The organism is Photobacterium aphoticum, assembly GCF_001029435.1.
In the GTDB taxonomy this organism is placed as follows: domain Bacteria; phylum Pseudomonadota; class Gammaproteobacteria; order Enterobacterales; family Vibrionaceae; genus Photobacterium; species Photobacterium aphoticum.
Map to the genome: position 1 here is coordinate 178,889 of NZ_LDOV01000037.1, position 19,479 is coordinate 198,367.

At 48.3% G+C, this 19,479-nt stretch carries 12 protein-coding genes and 1 pseudogene; 3 read left to right on the top strand and 10 right to left on the bottom strand.

Features of this window, described 5'->3' with window-relative positions; genetic code table 11:
* Window positions 1–192: 192 nt before the first annotated feature.
* The 4 genes and pseudogenes from ABT58_RS23550 to ABT58_RS19345 form a co-directional block, all read right to left on the bottom strand.
* Window positions 193–1,971 carry a leucine-rich repeat domain-containing protein gene (locus tag ABT58_RS23550; protein WP_053063141.1) on the bottom strand — a complete coding sequence of 593 codons (1,779 nt, stop codon included), beginning with the start codon at window positions 1,969–1,971 and terminating at the stop codon, window positions 193–195.
* Between the two features lie 159 nt (window positions 1,972–2,130).
* Window positions 2,131–2,502: pseudogene (locus ABT58_RS23820) on the bottom strand (integrase core domain-containing protein); the annotation flags it as partial.
* Between the two features lie 90 nt (window positions 2,503–2,592).
* The gene (locus ABT58_RS19340) at window positions 2,593–3,561 is read right to left on the bottom strand and encodes a diacylglycerol kinase catalytic domain-containing protein (protein WP_047876082.1); all 969 of its coding nucleotides are present in this window, start codon (window positions 3,559–3,561) and stop codon (window positions 2,593–2,595) included.
* 64 nt (window positions 3,562–3,625) lie between these two features.
* Complete coding sequence (locus ABT58_RS19345; RefSeq protein WP_047876083.1) at window positions 3,626–4,633, bottom strand: SPFH domain-containing protein; 1,008 nt, start codon at window positions 4,631–4,633, stop codon at window positions 3,626–3,628.
* Window positions 4,634–4,908: 275 nt separating this feature from the next.
* On the opposite strand from ABT58_RS19345, the gene ABT58_RS19355 reads away from it, so the two are divergent.
* Window positions 4,909–5,589, top strand: a complete 681-nt coding sequence (locus tag ABT58_RS19355) for an NUDIX hydrolase (protein WP_047876085.1) — start codon at window positions 4,909–4,911, stop codon at window positions 5,587–5,589.
* Window positions 5,590–5,699: 110 nt separating this feature from the next.
* Here ABT58_RS19355 and ABT58_RS19360 read toward each other — a convergent pair whose 3' ends face one another.
* The 6 genes from ABT58_RS19360 to ABT58_RS19385 form a co-directional block, all read right to left on the bottom strand.
* Window positions 5,700–6,152 (bottom strand): DMT family transporter, encoded by a 453-nt coding sequence (locus ABT58_RS19360; RefSeq protein ID WP_047876086.1) that lies wholly within the window; start codon window positions 6,150–6,152, stop codon window positions 5,700–5,702.
* Window positions 6,149–6,595 carry a DMT family transporter gene (locus ABT58_RS19365; protein ID WP_047876087.1) on the bottom strand — a complete coding sequence of 149 codons (447 nt, stop codon included), beginning with the start codon at window positions 6,593–6,595 and terminating at the stop codon, window positions 6,149–6,151. Before ABT58_RS19365 ends, ABT58_RS19360 begins: the two co-directional genes overlap by 4 nt.
* Window positions 6,596–6,667: 72 nt before the next feature.
* The gene (locus ABT58_RS19370) at window positions 6,668–7,720 is read right to left on the bottom strand and encodes an alpha/beta hydrolase (RefSeq protein WP_053063142.1); all 1,053 of its coding nucleotides are present in this window, start codon (window positions 7,718–7,720) and stop codon (window positions 6,668–6,670) included.
* A gap of 93 nt (window positions 7,721–7,813) precedes the next feature.
* On the bottom strand, window positions 7,814–8,350 hold the full coding sequence (locus tag ABT58_RS19375; RefSeq protein ID WP_047876088.1) for a nuclear transport factor 2 family protein: 537 nt from the start codon (window positions 8,348–8,350) through the stop codon (window positions 7,814–7,816).
* Between the two features lie 550 nt (window positions 8,351–8,900).
* The gene (locus tag ABT58_RS19380) at window positions 8,901–10,199 is read right to left on the bottom strand and encodes a glycoside hydrolase family 18 protein (RefSeq protein ID WP_047876089.1); all 1,299 of its coding nucleotides are present in this window, start codon (window positions 10,197–10,199) and stop codon (window positions 8,901–8,903) included.
* 198 nt (window positions 10,200–10,397) lie between these two features.
* A complete protein-coding gene (locus tag ABT58_RS19385) occupies window positions 10,398–11,222 on the bottom strand; it encodes a tetratricopeptide repeat protein (protein ID WP_047876090.1) in 825 nt (274 codons plus the stop codon).
* Window positions 11,223–12,442: 1,220 nt separating this feature from the next.
* On the opposite strand from ABT58_RS19385, the gene ABT58_RS19390 reads away from it, so the two are divergent.
* Window positions 12,443–15,841, top strand: a complete 3,399-nt coding sequence (locus tag ABT58_RS19390; protein WP_047876091.1) for an Ig-like domain-containing protein — start codon at window positions 12,443–12,445, stop codon at window positions 15,839–15,841.
* 296 nt (window positions 15,842–16,137) lie between these two features.
* Window positions 16,138–19,383 carry a M66 family metalloprotease gene (locus tag ABT58_RS19395; protein WP_047876092.1) on the top strand — a complete coding sequence of 1,082 codons (3,246 nt, stop codon included), beginning with the start codon at window positions 16,138–16,140 and terminating at the stop codon, window positions 19,381–19,383.
* Window positions 19,384–19,479: the final 96 nt, after the last annotated feature.

A 19,479-nucleotide genomic window follows, 5' to 3' on the forward strand; every position in this document is an offset into this window, starting at 1 on the left:
AATTCGAGCAACAACATGTATTGAGTTATCGCTCGAAGCAAGAAACTGGAAAGTTGGTCAAAGAATATGAGGAACTGCCAACCTATCGGGGCTTTACACTTGAATCCCGAAAGAGAAGCAGTTTAATAATCGACCAACTAGTGAAAACTATCTTGAAAACACCGCTACACGCATCCGAAGTCACAGCAAGTTCTATTTTCTATATATATTCCCTTCCACCACCACATCATCTGGCATAGGTATTTGTAATAATTGGGACCTTCTCAAATCGAGGTCTCCCTTCACTGTGAAATTTTTTGGCCATGCTTCGATATTAGTACTGAATATATTTAAGTCGCCATTCACAGTTAAATTATCAGGTAAGCTTTTGATGTCAGAAAAACCTAAGTCGATATGGGATCCCACCGTGATAGAATTTGGGAAAGAGCGAATTCTCGAATGTATTAATTTGAGCTCACCGTTAACAACTAAATCCTCTGGAAGTGTCTCAATAATGGTTTTATTTAAATTTAAATCACCCAACACAGTAATCTCTGAGGGTAAATCTGATACGCTAGTATTTGAAAGGTCCATATCTCCGAACACTGTAAGCCCTGAAGACAATGCCGATATATTAGAATGTGAAAGGTCAAGTTTACCCTTAACCGTGAGATTATTTGGCAACGTTTCCGTTTTGGCGTAGCTAAGCTGTAAATCGCCACCAATGGTTATCCCATCAGGAAGTATAACATTTGATTCTAGCTCCCTGATATTACCTTGTATTATAGTATTTGGGCCAAATCTGTATGTGCCACTAAACAATTCTACATTACCAGCCACTGTTAAGTTTTCTGGCATGGCTTTTAAATTAGGCAACTTTAAGCTCAAATCGCCATTAACGTTAAGCGTACTGGGTAAAACGGTTAGTGATTCACTTCTTATACTAAGTTGACCACCTACTGCAAACGCCTCAGGAAGACTCTCTAGCTGATCTGAAGTTATATCGAAAAACCCTGGTACCTTAAATTCCCCATCAAAATCAGAGATGTCGGTTTGCACCAACATCAGACCAGCATTGACACCACAGGTCGACTTTAACGAACCGTTGTAAAGAGAAATCTGCCCACCAACATCAAAGCAATCAGGGAAGCGCCCTTGCGCATCAGCGTCAAGGAATAGATTTTTACCCACAGAGAGGTTCTTTGGATACGTTAATAATGAGATACTAGATAATGATAGTGAACCTTTAATTACCATATCGTCAGGGAAACTCGTCAGCTTTGTATCATGTAAGAATAAATCGCCGTTTATTCTTCGGCTCGTACTTTCAAACTGGGTTATTTTTGTTTCACTTAAATATATACTCTCGCCGACACGAATGGATTTAGGAAACTCAGATATATTTGTTTCTGAAGCATCCAAACTACCTTCCACCACAAGATCAGAAGGTAACTTTCGCAAATTTGTTCGCCAAAGATCTAAATCTCCCGCAACATGCATACCATCAGGTAGTTCTTCAAGTGAGGTTTTTTGCAAAGATATACTGCCTAAGAGTTGCCAGCCCACGGGTATTGAAGTCAATGCATATTCTTTTAGTCTAAAATTTCCGCCTACCTTTAACTCATCAGGTAATGCGGTAAATTTTGCGTCTTCGAATGATAAATCCCCCGAAACCACGAGTCGCGTTGGCATTGTTAGGATTGTCGAGTCGACATGGGTAAAATCGCCTTCAATGGTCAAATCTTTGGGCAGTCTCATCTTAAGTCTGCCTTTGCGATCCACCGAACCGATAACTACCAACTTTGATGGCAGTTCATCCCCTTTTTTTAAGCGTTCATAAAACTCTGCGCTCGTGATAGACACTTCAGGCCCAAAAGGGATATTGATGTAATCCCCCCCTTTTTCAGCCCAAAAAAGGTTATTGATGTAAATACTCCCCCAAATAATAACCGCACCCAAAAGAACCCCAAATAACTTCCATGTCTTTGTCATCAAACTTCTCTCCATCAACGCTACTTATATATTGATTGAATACATAACATTGTATTCAACGAACTAAGTTCGTATATCGCTATATGCTACCAGATACTTATGTGTTGAGAGTTGCAAATTCTGTTCTGTTAATCCAAATTTAATGTAAACATCCCATTTTTAGTGGCACCCTAATTTAGAGTTTTCCAAGTGTTCTGACTTAGCCAGGTATTCCCATGGCGTCAGATCATTTAACGCACTGTGTGGTCGTTCATCGTTGTATTCAATGAACCATTTTTCGGTGAGTTTTCGTACTTCATTCAGTGTTTTGAAGACATATATATTGAGCATTTCGTCGCGGTAAGTTCGACTGAATCGTTCAACATATGAGTTTTTCGTTGGTGTGCCGGGGTTGATGAACTCTAGTTTGATTTGATGCTGCTCTGCCTATGCAGCTAACGTAGACGATATGAATTCAGGCCAGTTATCCATTCGTAGTTAGTTTGGGTAACCGCGCCAAGCAACAATCCGCTCTAATACTCTTACCACTCGAGGAGTGAATAGCCACCGACTTGATAGACACCTTTTAGTTAGACAAAATAACTAACAGAGAGATGCTTATGGTTTTTAGAGTAACGCCCTTCACCCCACCACCAAGCTCCCGGTTTTGTCACTGAGGGTAATGGTCGCCACGGTACCTGCATTAAAACTGATCGCATCTTGTTCGATGCCGTCTGAGAAAATCACGCCGCTTTCTGCCATGTGAGAAGTCAGTTGCAATGGGCTTTGTGGCGTAATTTCCCCGAAGATCTGGCTGCATTGACTGGTCGCCGACGGAAAAGGCTCCCGCACCGCAAAAGTCAGTGAACGGCTATCCCATGCTTTGGGCTGATAAGCCGTGCCGCTGCGCTGGCAGATGGCTTGCGCCCCAGTCACGATACTCTTCATCCAGCCTGTTGATCCTAACCCTGTTGATACAATAATGCCGCTGGAACACTGCTCTTCCTGTACCTCTTGCTGGCGCAGTTGGTAGCGGGCAGATGTGTGGCTTTGCGGGCCGATAAACAAATCATTCACGGCCAACAGGCGATCGCCCAAGTTGGTGGTGGCCTCCGCCAGCGTGACGGATTGGTATTTTATGCGGCTGTTTGTGTTGGCACCTTGGCTATCGAGAGTATGGCTTTCTGGCGTGTGACTTTCTAGCGCATGAAGCAGCACAGCCTGTAATTCGGTAAGGCGAAACGGCAGCAGAATACCGTCAAACATATCCGGCATCGGGTTTACGGCAATCACCGGCTGACCATCCAGATATTTGAGGGAGTTGGCGACTAAGCCATCTTGCCCCAGCACCACAATGATATCGGACGGGTGGAAGAGATAAGTGGGCAGCAGCTCACGTTCGAGCTGCTGTACTTTGCCAATGGTCGCCAGTGTTTTCGCGGCCTGTTGCGTCGCTTCCTGATAGCGGCGGTGCTCGTCTTCGTACACCTCGAACGATTCCCCCAAGTGTTCAAGGTAGAACTTGGCTTGTCCCAAGGTGCAGTATTTTTCCTGCAATGCCATTAAGCGGGTTTTGCGGGTAACGAGTACGATTTTTCTGTCCGTGAGCATGGTGTCCTCCTTGCCTGAATGGGCTTGTTTTCAATGAGCTTGTCTTCAATGAACGTAACAGGTGTTAGTGCTTGGTCAGCATCTGAAGCAGTTCCGGTGAGAAGTTCAGGCTGCCCACTTTGTTATCGCCACGGGTCAGGTTCTCAATCGCCTGCGCGATAAGTTGCTCTGGGGCCAGGCCGCTCTGGCTCATGATCTTCAAGCGTTCGCTATCAATCACTTCATAGGCTTTTAAGGTGCGCTCAATGCTGTAGGCGTTGGCATCGGCACGGGCGTTGTTGTTGCTGTTTTCCAAGTCCACCAACTGTGCACGTTCCTGCTCATTCTGTGTTTGCGCTGCGATTTTTTCCTGTTCAATCGAGAATTGCTGCCGCTGTTGTTCACGTTTGGCCTCCAGCTTTTGCTTCTCCAACATTTGTTGTTTAGCGTTAACTGCCTGTTCGGTATCGAGCTCCCGCTCTTTGACCTGCTGCTCTTGCTGAATGCTGGCCAGTCGGCGCGAGTAAATCGCATTGTCGGCTTGCTTGAGCATTTCCTCGCGGGCTTCGGCTTCTAATGCCTTGGTGGCTTCGGGTGAGGGCTGAATGTTGGTGACGGAAAACTCACTGACCTCGATGCCGATACTGGTCAGCGACACCTGCAATGGCAGGCTTTCTTGGATTTCACGGCTCAGCACCTTGGCCGAGCGTAATCCTTCCACCAGTGTGCGTTCTTCCATTTCGTTGCGCACGAGCACCTGCACCGCGCGCACCACGCGTTCTTGGATTTTCTCGGGATCATCGCACAGGTATTGGCCTTTTTTATCGACGGTGAAGTTGAGCATGTTGGCGGCCACATCGGGGTGCGCAATGCGGTAAGTGACTTGCCCCTGTACGGTCAGGTTTTGGTAGTCCTTGGATTTCATGGCAAAGGCAAACGGGATGGCCTGACTGTTGAGGGGAATGGCCAACAGGGAAGCGCCCAGATCGTGATAGTAGAAATTGATCCCGGTGCCTTGTTTGGTGAGTTTGCCGTTTTTGTAGAGCATGACGTAAGTAGAAGGGTCTGCTTTGAAAAAAGTGATACCGAACATGATGAATCTCCTTATATGTGTCCCTGTGACATTTATATTAATGTGTCAGAGGGACACTTTTGTCAAGGTTGAAAAATGCACAATTTTCATTTTTCTCTTACTCACGCTGAATGTGCGAGGTATCGCAAAGAATGGTTGTAACGTTTTGCTGAATGGGCGAGGGTTGATTACTATGTCTCAATGACACTTTTGATGCGCGTGCCCAGCAGGAAAGCGTGCCGCCGTGCACCGTGAGAGCAAAACTAAAATCAAAGGCCAAACAGAAGGTAGGTAAGATGCAGGGATTTACACAGCCGTTATTTTCCGTCGATAGCGTGCTATTTACGGTCGTGGATGGACGGCTGAAGGTATTGATGGTTAAACGTGCCCAGAGTCCGTATGAAGGGCTCTGGGCGTTACCGGGCGGATACGTGGATGTGGCGCAGGATGTGAATACCGAGGCCACGGCAAATCGCAAATTGAAGGACAAAACCGGCATTGAACCGACCTATTTGGAGCAGTTCAAAGCCTATTCCGGCCATGAGCGCGATCCGCGCGGGTTCAGTGTCACGCTGGCCTATTTTGCACTGATCGGCTATCAGGATGCGCAATCGCAAATCGCCACCGTCGAACAAGCACAATGGTTGGATGTGGCCTCGTTGGCGTCGGTGAGCATTGCGTTTGACCACCGCCAGATCATTACCGATGCACAACAGCGACTGGTACAAAAAGCGTTGTATTCCATGCTGCCGGTGTATTGCCTGCCTGCGCAATTTACCATTGGGCAACTGAAAGATGTGATTGAGACGTTGATTGGCCGTCCTATTCAGCGCAAATCGCTGATCCGGCGCATTGAGTCGGCAGACATGCTCGAAGAACTCGATGAAATGGCGATCACAGGTAAACGCCAGGCAAAGTTATACCGGGTAAAAGCCGGGGCAGAAGTGCACCACTTTCAGCGTAATTTGGAAGGATAGGGGATCGGCAATGGGGGAGTGTTTACGTGGAAAAGGCCGCGATGTGAGCGGAATGACGGCATTTTTCTGAGTGATGCCGTCATTTCCCCATTTTTGTATGAAGATGAAACTTAATGGTTGCGTTCAGCCTGATTGGCTTTGTAAATGAAGCAGAGTGCGATTGCGATAGACACCATGGCAGCGATTCGCCATGGGTTCAGCGCTATCGGTGCATTGCCTAACCAGCCTTGTGTATCAATGATCATACTCATCATCATTTGGCCGAGTATCGTCGATACCGTCGCGATGGCGATGCCGATTCGTGGGACTGACGCCACCATAACGACGAGATACAAGATCCCAAAGAACGCCCCCGTTAATTGCCACTTCGGTACGGTAAGCAAATTAGAGGCATAGACCGGCTCAAAAAATAAGATAAGCAGCGCGGTAATGACGGTCGCAATACCAAACGTAATGAGGGCGGTTTTTACCACACCGATTTTTTCTCCCAACTGCCCATTGATTGCCGCTTGGGTGCTGAGTGCCATGCCGGATGCGATGGCAAGTATAATAACGAGAATCATGAAATGGCTCCGATATAGCTAAAGCACAGTGCGATTAAGACAAAGAGAAGCCCAATAATGCGCAGTGGATTTGTCGGCTTTTTCGCCACGCCGAACCAGCCAAAATAATCGATAGCAAAGCTTTTAGTGATTTGACCGAATAAAACACAAACCATGGTCATGGCAACACCAATTATAGGCGTCGCGAGAGTGAGTACCACTACATACAGTGAGCCCAACACGCCCCCGATGAGCTGCCAGCGTGGGATCTCCTCCCATTTATACTGTTTGCTTTGAGGCGTGAAAAAGTCGACGAGCCACAGGACTAATGTCCCCACACTCACAATACTCATCGTTGCCCAGAGCTTGCCAACTTGTGAGCCAAGAGGGCCTAAGATACCGGCTTCGAATGAGAGTCCCATGCCGGCGAAAACAACGAAGATAATAGAAAAAATGTTTATCATGGTTAGCCTAATACTGAATATGCTTGTACTTTTCTATGAATGAGGTTTCCTCATTGACCAGAATATGACGGATTACTTTTTATATAGAGCATCCTTTAAGGCTGACAGGTAGGCGTTACGCATTTTTTGGCTAACTGGAGCGTCAGGTACAAATACCTGACTACCATGGTACATGCCTGGGAAAACGGCGAGCTCAGTGGGTACACCTGCTGCCATCAGGCGTTGGGCATAGTCGACAACCTCATCTCTGAACAAGTCAACAGTGCCAATAGTCATGAATGTCTTCGGTAAACCGCTAACGTCTTTTGCCCTTGCTGGCGCCGCATATGGAGAGGCTGAAGTACCCGGGTTCTTACCCCCCAGATACATTTCCCAAGCATTAAATGAGGTTTGTCGGTTCCAAACAGGGTAGTCTTCAATGGAGCCTGATGGCGTGTTGTGTAAATTGTCCAGCATCGGATAAATCAGTAATTGCAGTGCAATAGCAGGGCCTTTTGCATCGCGATTGTGTAACACCATGCCTGCTGCCATACCTGCGCCCGCGCTATCGCCACCAACGGCAATACGGTCAGGGTCGATCCCCAGTTTTTGGGCGTGCTCTACCATCCACAAAAATGCCGCATATACATCATTGTGCCCTGCTGGGAAGGGATGTTCCGGGGCCAGTCGGTATTCCACAGAGATCACCGTAGCATTTAATTTTTTGGCAAACTCCCCCGCAAAATCGTTGCTGTCTGCGCGTCCCATAATAAAGCCACCGCCATGGATCCACAGAATGGCAGGCGTAATAGCCGGACTGTTTTCAGGGCGGTAAATGAAAACAGGCACGTTCCCCTCACTCGTCGAGATCTGCTTCTTTTCCACCGTGACTCCCGGAGTGTCCGGGAATTTCAACATCGTGTGTACCGTGGCTCTTGCTTCTAGGACAGACGCTTTGGTGATGAGAGACAACTCTGGCGGAAGCTGATCTAAAGGCCCCTTAAGCGCTGGATCAATGAATGTTCTAACATTTTGTTGTTGAACGTCAGCCTGCATACTGTCGATGACGTTGGCATCTTCAGCGGCGCTGGCAGTAACTGCGCTTAACAGCAAAGTGGTGGCGAGTAGTTTTTGGGGTAAATTCATTTTCATCACTTCTAAGGCTTTATATTTGAATCGAGTGTGGTGATGTACGCGTTCAGCAATGGGGAGCGAGACTCCCCTTCGCCGTTAAGGTAATTAGATATTGATGTAGTTGTAGCTATCGTCGCTTTTATCGCGTTTGCCACGATATTTGTCGCTGTAGTTGTCCGCCCAAATGGCAGAGGCATCTTGATTTTGGTTCCAATCAAAAACCGTAGAGCGATGTTTGATTTTCCATTCACCATTGCGACGTTCGAATAGGAAGTGGTGACGGCCACCTAGAATGCCTTCTTTATCAACCCCATTTTCTTCGTGCACATGGTATGCCCACACATAACATTCAGCGGTTGCGGTATCGCCATCGATTTCAATCAGAGGATTGCTGATACGGTGCTGAGTGGCTTTCAGGGCGCGGAAACCTTCCATTGCTGGCTCGACAAACGCATGGGCATTGTCATTGTAGAAAAACAGATCAGGGAAAATAGGATCTTGGTGTTCTTCAATGGCATCCTCCCAGTAGGTTGACTTCATGAGTTCGCCATCAACGCGGTCTAAAGCGCGGGCAAATTTGTACATCACTTCTGTCATTTCTTGTTTATCTAGCAATTGCTGTAGTTTTTGTTGCATATCCATTTTTATTTCCTCGTAACATTAAAATTGGGTTTTTCATCAGGCATATAGCGCATTAAAAAATAAGATGAGTGGACATATTGCCTTGCCACTTATCGTTCTTTATTTGATGGCGCTTCGTGAGTTGCCATTAATAAAAATGCGTGTGTTCGGTGACTGATGGGTCGTGCCGTTCAAGCGATGGAGGTATCTTATCTGTGTGGTTTGTTGAATGTAACTGAGCGAAAAGCTATAGCATCTATTCCATTTTCGAATGGGTGTGGTGCTTGAAGGGGCGGGCTTTTGCGTGAAACTCACTCAAGACTGCTATCTGTGATTTCCCTATTCTGGCTTTGTATTCACGGTCGTGAAAATGAGAGGTAACACTTACAATGAGGTTTCTGATTTATCGTATGTAGGAAGCCGGATGAAATACGCCCCGATTAAAAACGAAACGAAATGCCAAACGGTGCGAGAGCGGGATAACCGTTTCTGTGGGCTTTTTCGATGAAAAACAACAGCGGTTGCGTGTTGATGCGACCGCTGTTTGTTATCGGTGAGCCGAGAGCAGAAGCTATTTCTGACGATAAGGCGTATTACCAACGCCTTCATTCATCGCATTCAACACGTCGCCATTGTCTTGTTGGTAAGCCCACGAAAACACACCTGCCAGTTTGTGTTTTACCGCGTAACGGCCTTTTTGATACACGTCGTAAGGGTGGTCAAACGTCACGAACGCCCCGTCTTTTTGTCGCCATGCATAATGGCAGGCGCAGTCGGCGTTATAGCGGATCTCAAACCCATCACGTCCTTTGCCGTCTTTACCCAATAGGGTGTCGTACAACGTGGCATAGGTGATCACGCCTGATTCATCCCCCGGTTGTGTGGCGAGAGGGAACAACTCTGTCGCAGCGGTGCCAAATGGGCCCCCTTTGTCAGGCGGGGTCACGCCTTGCCAGCCTCGGGCATATTTGGCGACACCAATCACGAGCTTGTCCGCTGGCACGCCCATGTCGATAAACTTTTCGACGGCGCGGTTCACGCTGTGATCATGGCCCTTTTTCACATTGTTTGGGTGGGATTGCAGGTTGGTATGGTGACCGATGTTGTCTGGAAACCAGCTGCCAAACAAATCGTAGGTCATCAGAAAAATAAGATCGGTATGTGGGGCAACCTCACGGTAATTCACAAATTGAGTGAGGTAATCGATGGTGTTTACAGCGGCTGAGTTGATGTACTGGCGCTGAGTGCGTTGCTCCAGTGTTGCCAAACCCGCATTGAGATCGGCCATTAACAACGCAAACCCGTTTCCTTCTTCTGCGGTTAAGGGGTACTCCCAATCAATGTCGATCCCATCAAACACCGGATATTTTGCCAGGTAATCCAGCGTTGAATTGATGAACGTTTGTCGATGGGCCTCACTGGCGACCATTTGGGTGAAGGTGGCAGAACGGCCACCGCCGCCGATCGAAAGCAAAATCTTCAGGTGCGGATAGAGTTGTTTCAATTGCTCAAACTGCGCGATAAAGGTGGTATCGACGGTGTTGTCGCTAACGGCCAATCGATGATCGGCAATATTCTTACACACCTCATCCAACACGTCTCTTTGCTGCTCGCCACAGACTTCCACGAACGCATAAATCAGGTGGGTCAGGTTATCGCCATTGATATCCGCCACCACGGAGGGATCCACCCAATTGCCAATGTAGGTTGCCACCACTTTACCGCTGCTTTGCTGATAGTGCTGAAATTCGCCGGAAAAGAAATCGTGGTCAGTTTGTGGCGGGATGAAAGTGTCATTCGCTACAGCCGAAACCGATGTGGCGGCACATAACAGTGCCAGTGAAATCCAAGACGGTGTGAGAACGTTCATAGCAATCCTACATACAATGAATCACGGACAGGTCGCGTTATGTACTCAGAGGAATGAAGACATGCCGCGACCGACGTGTTGCTGCATCAATGCGCAATAAATCAATATAGAATTTGTGGTTATTGTTGAGCAATCTATAAACAATGCCTGTCGGTTATTGTGCGAGGCAGTTCATTGTTTGGGGCAAAGCCGAAGCGTTTACGCCATGCGCGCTTCCCACCCCTCTAAATTAGCCTGCGCCATTGCGATCAGATCATCATCACCGGAACGTTCAGCGGCTTGCAGGCTTTGTTGCAGGTAGTCTCGCGCCGTATCTGTTTCACCCTGTTCAAAGGCTAAAACGCCAAGCTTGAATAAGCCGTTAACCTCAACCTCTTCGTCTTCCAGTTTTACGGCGTACTCCACAACTTGATGCAGGTACTTTTCGGTGAGTGCAAATTCACCCAGACAGTAGGTGTTTTCTGCCAAGTTTTGCAGCAGGGGTAACTCGGCATCCCATTCTTCAGGGAAGTGCTCTACACAGGTGTACCTTGCGGCTAAGTTTAGGCTCAGTGCTTGTTGATACATTTCCATTTCATGGTAGTGATAGGCGACAGACTGGAGTGCGCCAATACGTAAATCGGGATCGCTGGAAGGATCGTCAACCAAATCGGCGGCTAGGCTTAAATAGTGGACGGCTTCGTTGTCATGACCGAATCGGCGATGGAGTTCGCCCAATACGAGCGCCAGTTTTACTTGCTGCATGTCTGATAAAAAGCTGGCTTGTTGTTGCATAACTGCTGCGGTTGAGAGACGTTTCAACGCCTCTTCTTTACCCAAATATTCGTCGCTACTGATGAGCCCTATGTAATAGTGAATGAGGCCGATGTCTGCATGCGTTGCGTCAGCTTGTGCGGATGTATTCTCCAGTTCATTAAGCGTGCGAAGAAGATGTTTGCGTTGCTCAGCAAAGTAAAAGCCGTTCTCTTGAATATCGGCAATGACGTCTGCCAATTGCTGTTGAAAATGTGGGTGGGCTTTCATGCAGTCAGTCCTTCTTTTTTGTTTGAATGCCGCGTTGAACGTAATGGATAGGGCGTAATGACAGCCAGAGTAATGACCGAGAGGTAAAGATCCAATCCATTCAGTTCTGAGGGAAGAAAGATGCGAGCGTTCACGCAATTTATGGTGTGAATGGGGGAGGAGAGGGATGTGCAATGAAATGACCCAAAAAAGATGTATTCACCTCAGAGGGAAATGTCATTAACGCCTTTGGGATGATGTACTGTCAGGTTATTTGGGGGTTTATTTTTCCATCGGTCATCATGGCCTATATGTATTTTTACGATTGTTCGTGTTTATTGCGACTTGTGAAAGGCATCTTTATTAAAGGCGTGTTAATTAGAGGCGTAATATCATTATTGTTGTGATGCGTTGATTGTTTTGCTGTCGAGTGAATGTCGCTGATATATACATCGAGCTACATGTTGATAATGTATATTATTAACATGGTTTCTGCTTGGATTATATTCATTGATTATATTGTCTGTTGATAATCCCTGTGCTTTATTTTCTCCTCACGCAGGCTCTATCTGTACCTGTTTTCGAGTTTCTCTTACCAATGGCACACGATCTGAAGCGTTGGTTTAAGTGGTGGCTTCTTCGACGGATTGCTGTGATTTTGAGTGTGCTGGCAGGTTTGTCTTTTTCCTTTCACCTTACCATGAGCACGAGTGGCATATTTTCTTGCACCGTATGTTCTGACAAAAGAGATAAATTTATGCCTCGGTGCTCATATAAATCGCTAATTTGCATGAAAAATAAGCATGAAATCTTGTAGGAATATTCTTTCTTACACGCTTTTGAAATAAAAAAACTGAACCAATATCACAGAATTGAGAAATCACTCGTGGAGAATGCGATTTTTCGTAGTTAAATACAGAAAAATTAGGATGTTAACTGAGATTGATGTTCTGGTTTTTCATGAAACGATGAGTGCTGATTTTTTAATATAAGCCTGTCGATTTCATGTTTGGATGATTTATGAAAACAAAACAGACCGGTATTGTTTCTGATAGCGGGCTTTAAACGTGTTGATAAATAAAATCGACTGACGATGACCCACGCTATCGTCTCCATCACGCTGAACTGTAAGCATGAGTTCGCAACGGAGGGCGTGAATCATAATCATCATCCATGACACGCCCTTTTAATAACGAATTAATTTGTCTGAAAAGACGAATAAATAACAGAAGAGCTAAACTGTGACTAAATTAAATAAAATAACAATTGCACTTGCGGGTGTGATGTTTAGTGGTTATTTGCATGCCGCAGACGCACACGCGTCTGATGTGGTGACTTTTGTTCCAGGCGAAACAAAAGTACAAAATGGCGAGATGGTCATTTACAACGGCGAATGTTTTGTTGCTCAAAACAACCCAGGTGTATGGGAAACGCCAAACGCAAGTTCATGGTTCTGGTCGGCGGCTGAATGTTCAGGCGAACCAGGCCCAGGTCCTGAGCCAGAGCCGAACCCAGATCCGGAAGAGCCAGAAGAGCCAACTCCGGGTCCAAACCCGAACCCTGATCTAGGCGATGTGATCCCATTCATCCCAGGTCAAACGCAGGTGAGCAATGGCGATGTTGTGTCTTACAACGATCAGTGTTTCATCGCGAAGAACAACCCAGGTGTTTGGGAAACCCCAAGCGCAAGTTCTTGGTTCTGGGAACTGACTGAATGTTCAGACGAACCAGGCCCAGGTCCCAACCCAGATCCAGAGCCAACTGAACTGTCTGTACTGTCGCCAGTGGCGGGTCAGGTAGTGAACGCGAACGACGTGGTTGCGATCAAAGCAAGCGTTGACGGCGAATTGGCTGCAAAAGTGGAATTCTGGGCAAACAACCAGAAGCTATCTGTAAAAGTTGTTAACCAGAACCAAACCACTTACACGCAAAACTGGACACCAGTAGAAGCGGGTAGTGCGACAATCAACGTGATTGTACTGGACAAAAACAACCAGAAGCTTGAGCAGCAATCTGTTTCTGTGACTGTTAAAGAAGAAGTGACGGAAGACTTTACTGCACCAGTAGTGAAATTCATCACCCCAGCTAACGGCACAACCATTAACGAAAAAGACACCGTGTCTATTTCTGTTAATGCAACAGACGTGGATAACGACCTGAAGAAAGTGGTTGTTAAAGCGGGTAACCAGCAAATCTGTACGTTTGATGCAGCGGCAACCAATGAGTTTGCGTGTGACTGGCAGCCAACCACGACCGGCGACATCACACTGAACGCGATTGCGACCGATGCACAGAACCTAACGTCATCAGCGCGTGTGAAAATCACCGTTGAGCAAGACGTGGTAGAACCGCCAGTTGAGCCACCAGTGACACCACCAGGTGCGCTATGTGAAGACTTCAATGTTTACCCAGACTGGACACGTGGTGACCACGCAGGTGGCGGTGACATTATGGTTCACAACAACATCGCTTACTCGGCGATTTACTGGACACAGTCTGTACCAGGCAGCGATGCATCATGGGCACTTCACCTGAACTGTGATGGCTCTGAACCAGGTACGGCACCAGTACTGTCTCTACAAAACCCGATGGATCCAATCCGTCTGGAAGTAGCAGGTTGGCCAAACACGTTTGTTGTTGCAAGCCCATCTACAACGGCACCTGCGACACTGACTATCGATACAATCAACAGCGATGCGCTGGCGAACGTAGACAAACTAACGCGTGCGTTTGTGTCTATCATCCAGCAGGCAGAGCAAGCGGGTACTGCATCAATCATCATCAACAGCGATGTGCTTGATCTGGCAACCAACGATAAAGGCGCAGCACTGGGCGCAGTATCAGTGAAAGAAGCGCTAACACGCGCTGTTGAAAGCACAGGCAGCAAGATTGACCTGGATGCTATCAACGCACTGAGCAACGATGTGAAAGGCTGGGCACAAGCGCACAACCTGATCATCACAACGCTAGCACCAGAAGCGACGTTCGGTTGGTCGCTAAGCATCGGTGAGTTTGCTTTCGATACACATTCTGGCCGTCAGTCAGTATGGGATGAAGCGTCAGTATTTACTGCAGACCTACTGGATAGCTTTGAACTGTACAAAGCGGATGCAGCGAACAAAGCGGACTTCGTTGTGTTCACTAAGTCGGGTGCAACGGAAGCGCTGAACAGCGAGCAGTGGCACAACGCCCTAGAGTACGTGAAGCAAGTCACTGACTACGTGAAGTCACCAGCCATGCTGGCAAACATGCCAACAGCGCAAACGTCTGGCTACTTCATGGGTGATGCTGCGGGTAAACCTCAGCTACGTAAAGCGGCTTACAGCAACGTATTCGCGATTATGTTCGATACAGATTCTTCTGAACTAACGAACAAGATCGACGGTTACCAGAACGCGAAAGTGCCTCTTTACTACGTCGGTGAAGAGCTAGAGAAAGGCTCTCTAACGAGCATTGAAGCGCTGAACCAGCAGCTAGCAGCGGCTGAGAACGCGATGGATAACGAAGCATTCTTGTACGAAACGCCACAGTCACAGTGGATCCCGTCAACGGTGTACAAGTGGAATGACTTCCTGGACGGCTTGAATGCAATGCACAACATCGGTGTTGCAGGCAACAAGTTCTGGTTGATGAACGAAGGCGTGGATGATGAAACCAACATCAAATACGCAAAAGTCGCGATTGCTGCGTTCCTAGCACAAAGTATGCAGGAAACGATTCGTTACAACGCATGTGACGAGAACAACTGGTCTGAAGTGAAATACGGCGCGCCAGCGGATTACCCGATGACGGCAAGCTGTGGTCAGCTAGGTCAGAAGTACGCAGACTACGGTGTAAACCCAGTGTCTGGTCTGGATCACGCTTACTCTTGTCCTCGTGATAACAAGATGGAAGTGAGCGCACTGACGCACGCTAAATGGTACGGCGCACCGGCTCCGGTATTCGCAGCACCTGATGCAGTACTGGAAGAGCGTGGCCTGCTAGTAAACGGCGCAGTAGGTCGTTGGACTAACAATGGTCACTGTAACGATGTTCCAGAGAAAGTGGATACGTCTAAGCAGGTTTGGGAACGTGACACGTGTAAGACATACGTGGGCCAGAAAGCCGGTAGCTTCATTTGGGACGGCAGCAGCCAGGAAAGTGTTGAAGGTTGTGGCTGGTGGGGCCGTGGTGTAATCCAGACCACAGGTCGTCAGAACTTCGGTACGCTGAACCACTACCTAGGTCGTTCACACGTTGACCCAGAAACCATCGGTAAAACGATTGACGGTGTAACGGTTGAAGCGCCACCAGCGAACCCGCTGTACGCAGAACTTGATTTCTGTTCAAACCCAGGTTTGATCTGTAGCTCTGAAGAGAACAAAGAAATTAAGTGGATTGCAGGTTTGTTCTACTGGGTAACATCAGTACAGGCTTACAACGATGAAGGCGGTCAGTACGCGGATTGGAACTACTACAACGAAATCAAGAAGTACGTTGATAGCGGCCTGAAAGGTTCTCAGTTCATCGATGACGTTTCAGGTATCGTTAACCGTGGTTGTCCAGACCTGACGTGTTCAACCGGTGACGTTCACAACGTGAAAGAGCGTCGTGAGAACTTTAAACTGGTTCTACAGAAACTAGGTCTAGATCCTCAATAAGGATACAGACAAACCGGGCACTCAGTGACCTTGGTTGAAAAAAGAAAAAACCCGCCTCGTGCGGGTTTTTTTATGGCCACTCACTCTTTTGTTTAGGCGCCGCTGTTCAGGTCTGTCTCATCACCCGTGTAGGGAAGAGGCCGGCGTGGAGGATGATGACTCAGTGCTTTTCGCATGGAACATACCCGAATTCTTTTTTTGAGGGGTTAGTTCAAGGAAAAAATCATCGCTCTAAAGGAATGGAAAGACCTCGCCTATATTCTTGATAAATATCGCTATTAGCAATTTGGATAATAATGAAAAAGACATACATTGCTTGCTTGATCCCAGCCTTGCTCGCGGCAGGATCAGCGTTTGCCACTCCATCGTCTGCAACAGACATTCACTACTTCAGCCAGAAAGCGTTACCGTCTGATACACAAGGCCGCCTGCTCGGCAGTGTGAACATGGCGCAGAGCATCATCATGCCAACCGTGCATCAGGTGCAGGATGATCGCCAACCGCATTTGGTTGCGCTACGTAAAACGCTGGTGATTTTTGAGCCGCAGGATGAGACTTTTTCACTGACGACTCCTATCACGCTCACGGCGAAAAACAGCCAGGGTGAGGTTGTGCATCAGAGCGTGATGTCACTGCCGAGCCAGCTGCCAAAAGTGGCGGGTCAGCGTGATGATTTGAATATCACCATCGAAAAACCTGCCCAGTTTGATCACAAAGTGGCGGGCAACGGTCCGTTGGGCAGCATTGCCGATGCGCAAGGTCAGGCGGCGTTTGCACAGCTGTTGGCAGAGCACGATACCATTCAGGTAGAAACGGCGGATGGCAGTTGGGCACAAAACTTTATTTTGCCGGAAGGAGAAGCGTTTCACGGTAAGCGTGTGACGTTCACGTCTTATGCTGGCTATAACTCGTTTATCACCTATTCCACCGGTACTGATACGCTCAGTGCCGGCAATGAATTTACCTATAAAAACCAGAAGGGTAAGTGGTTCGCCCAATCGGACATTGATATCAAAAACGTGGCGTACAGCGATAAAGCGTACACCGCGATTTTGCCAGCAGAAGCGGTACAGCCGGGCCTGACCCTGACGTTTTCGACCGTAAACGGACAGGAAGGGGTATTGAATGCCGTGAAAATCGGGGCAAGTACCCACTTTGTACTGAATGCGGTGGATATTGGTTTGCTGACACCGCCACGCGAGCAGTTTGCGTTTGTGATGGACCGCGAACTGCAACGCCAGTATTTCCAGAATTTGCAAATCAGTAAGTTGACCGTCAACCCGTATGAGCCGATCTACTTTGCTGAAGTGATGCTGCCTAATGGCCGCTTACTGCAAGATTACGATCCAAGTAAAGCGGATGGTTATGGCAGTGACTCCCACTACTGGGTGGCCCGTGAGCTGGTGTCTGCGGGGATCAACAGCGCGAACTACGGGGTGAACTCATCGTCAGTACGCCCTCATGCCGCATGGAATATCAATAACCCGTACCATGCCGCGCAGGTGACGGTGAACATGTCAGTCGGTAAATATACCGATGGCAACATCGTACACGGCATGTTGGGTTCGTATGCGGGCGTTGCGTCTGTTGCGAACTCCACGGGCAATGAATTCAGCCATGAAATCGGCCATGAACTTGGCGCGGGCTCGCATTACCTGGGCGGTTTCTTGGGCGCGGTCCATAACCGTTCAACCGAGCGCAACTCCGCATGGGGCTGGGATGAAAAACACAATAACTTCCTGCCGAACTTTACCAAGGCAATCACGAACACGCCGATGTGTTATGAAGGCCAGTGTGCAGAGCCGTTTGCCGGGCATGGGTTTGGTACCGGTACCATGTCAGGCGGTTGGCCGATGTATCCGCAGCACAATGCGTATACCTTGCATGTGCCGTATGAGTTAAGTGTGTTTCAGGATTTCATGACCCAGAAAGCGAACTTTGATTTGGCCTCACCAACCGGTTTCAGTAAGTGGAACTCAGACTCGCAGCAAATGGAGCCGTGGGAAAACCGTGTAGCCGATGATCTGGCCTTTGAAATTAAGCAGATTGCCGATAATAACTCGCTGCATCTCTTCGGCCCGGAAAGCACTGAACTGCATACGATTTACAGCCAGTTTGATGCGATCCGTTTTAGCTTGGGTAACGGCGATTGGGCGCGTGATTTGTACTTATTGGATGATGCGGCGTTTGAAGGCAAAGTGGCCCAATTCCAATCCTGGGCCGGCTGGACGGCTTACGTACATGTGAATGGAACAACACGCGCGCTGAAGACAAATGAAAAATTTGCTTACCAGTTTACCAACGGCGCATGGGTGGAAGTGGAGAGCGATGTACTGGACAAGACCATTGCGCTGACACCGGTGAAACAAGGCGTGCCAGTTACCACGCTTGTGGGTTACTACGATCCGGAAAATACCTTGCCGAGCTACATTTACCCAGCCCTTCATGGTGCTTACGGCTCCGTGTATGAGGATGCGTTTTCGCCGTCATCGTGTCAGTTGTCGGTGAAAACCCGAGAAGCCGGTACCTTGACTTACAACCTGTATAACCGCCGTTTGACGTCGGACATGATGAACCGTTTCCACATTAACGTTGAAACTGCGCTGCAGCCGTATGAAGCACAGGTGATGTGTGAGGGTGAAGTGCTCGATACGGCGGCGTTGGAGGCGCCGAAGCAGTCACTGTCTGCCACGGTGATCACCACACAAGCGGGTGAAGCACCGACGATTCTGGGGGCTGACGATGTGGTGATTGCTCAAGGTGAAGCGTTTGATCCTCGCCAAGGCGTGAGCGCGACAGATGACTTTGATGGTGATGTGACCGCATCGTTAGTGATTGAAGGGCAGGTCGATAACCAGAAAGCCGGTGTCTACACCTTGACCTACAAGGCTTACGACAGTGCGCAAAGTGAAACCGTGGTAACCCGTACCGTCGAAGTGTTCAGTGAAAAGCCGGTACTGGCGGGCATTGAGGATGTCACGGTGGATCTGGGCGCCGCGTTTGATGTGATGAACGGCGTGTCAGCACACGATGTGGAAGACGGGGATTTGTCGGCTGTGGTGTTGGTTTCCGGCAATGTGGATGTCAACAATGCAGGCACCTACGTGCTGGTGTACCAGGTGACAGACAGTGCGGGCCAAACGGTGACAGCTGAGCGTATCGTGACCGTGGAAGGGTGTGAGAACATGTGGTCGGCGCAGGCCATTTATGTCGCGGGTGATCACGTGTCGCACAATGGCGCGGTATGGCTGGCAGGCTGGTGGACGCAAGGTGAAGAGCCGGGCACTACAGGCGAATGGGGCGTGTGGAAGCAAGTGGCTGATAACGGCTGTTCAGCACCCAAGCCTGAAGTGACACCACCCCCACCGGGTGAATACCCAGCGTACCAAGCGGGTACGGCCTATCAAGAAGGCGATATCGTAAAGGGGACGGATAACAATCTGTACCAGTGTAAGCCATGGCCAAACTCAGGCTGGTGCGCCAGTGCCGCCTATGCGCCGGGTACCAGTGCTTACTGGCAAGATGCGTGGAATAAGCTGTAAGCCGATGGGCTGCTAGAACATACAACGAGAAAAAATCCAAAGCGGTGTGAAGACACCGCTTTTTTTCTGTCTGTCGTTTGGCTCTATCGTTTGGAG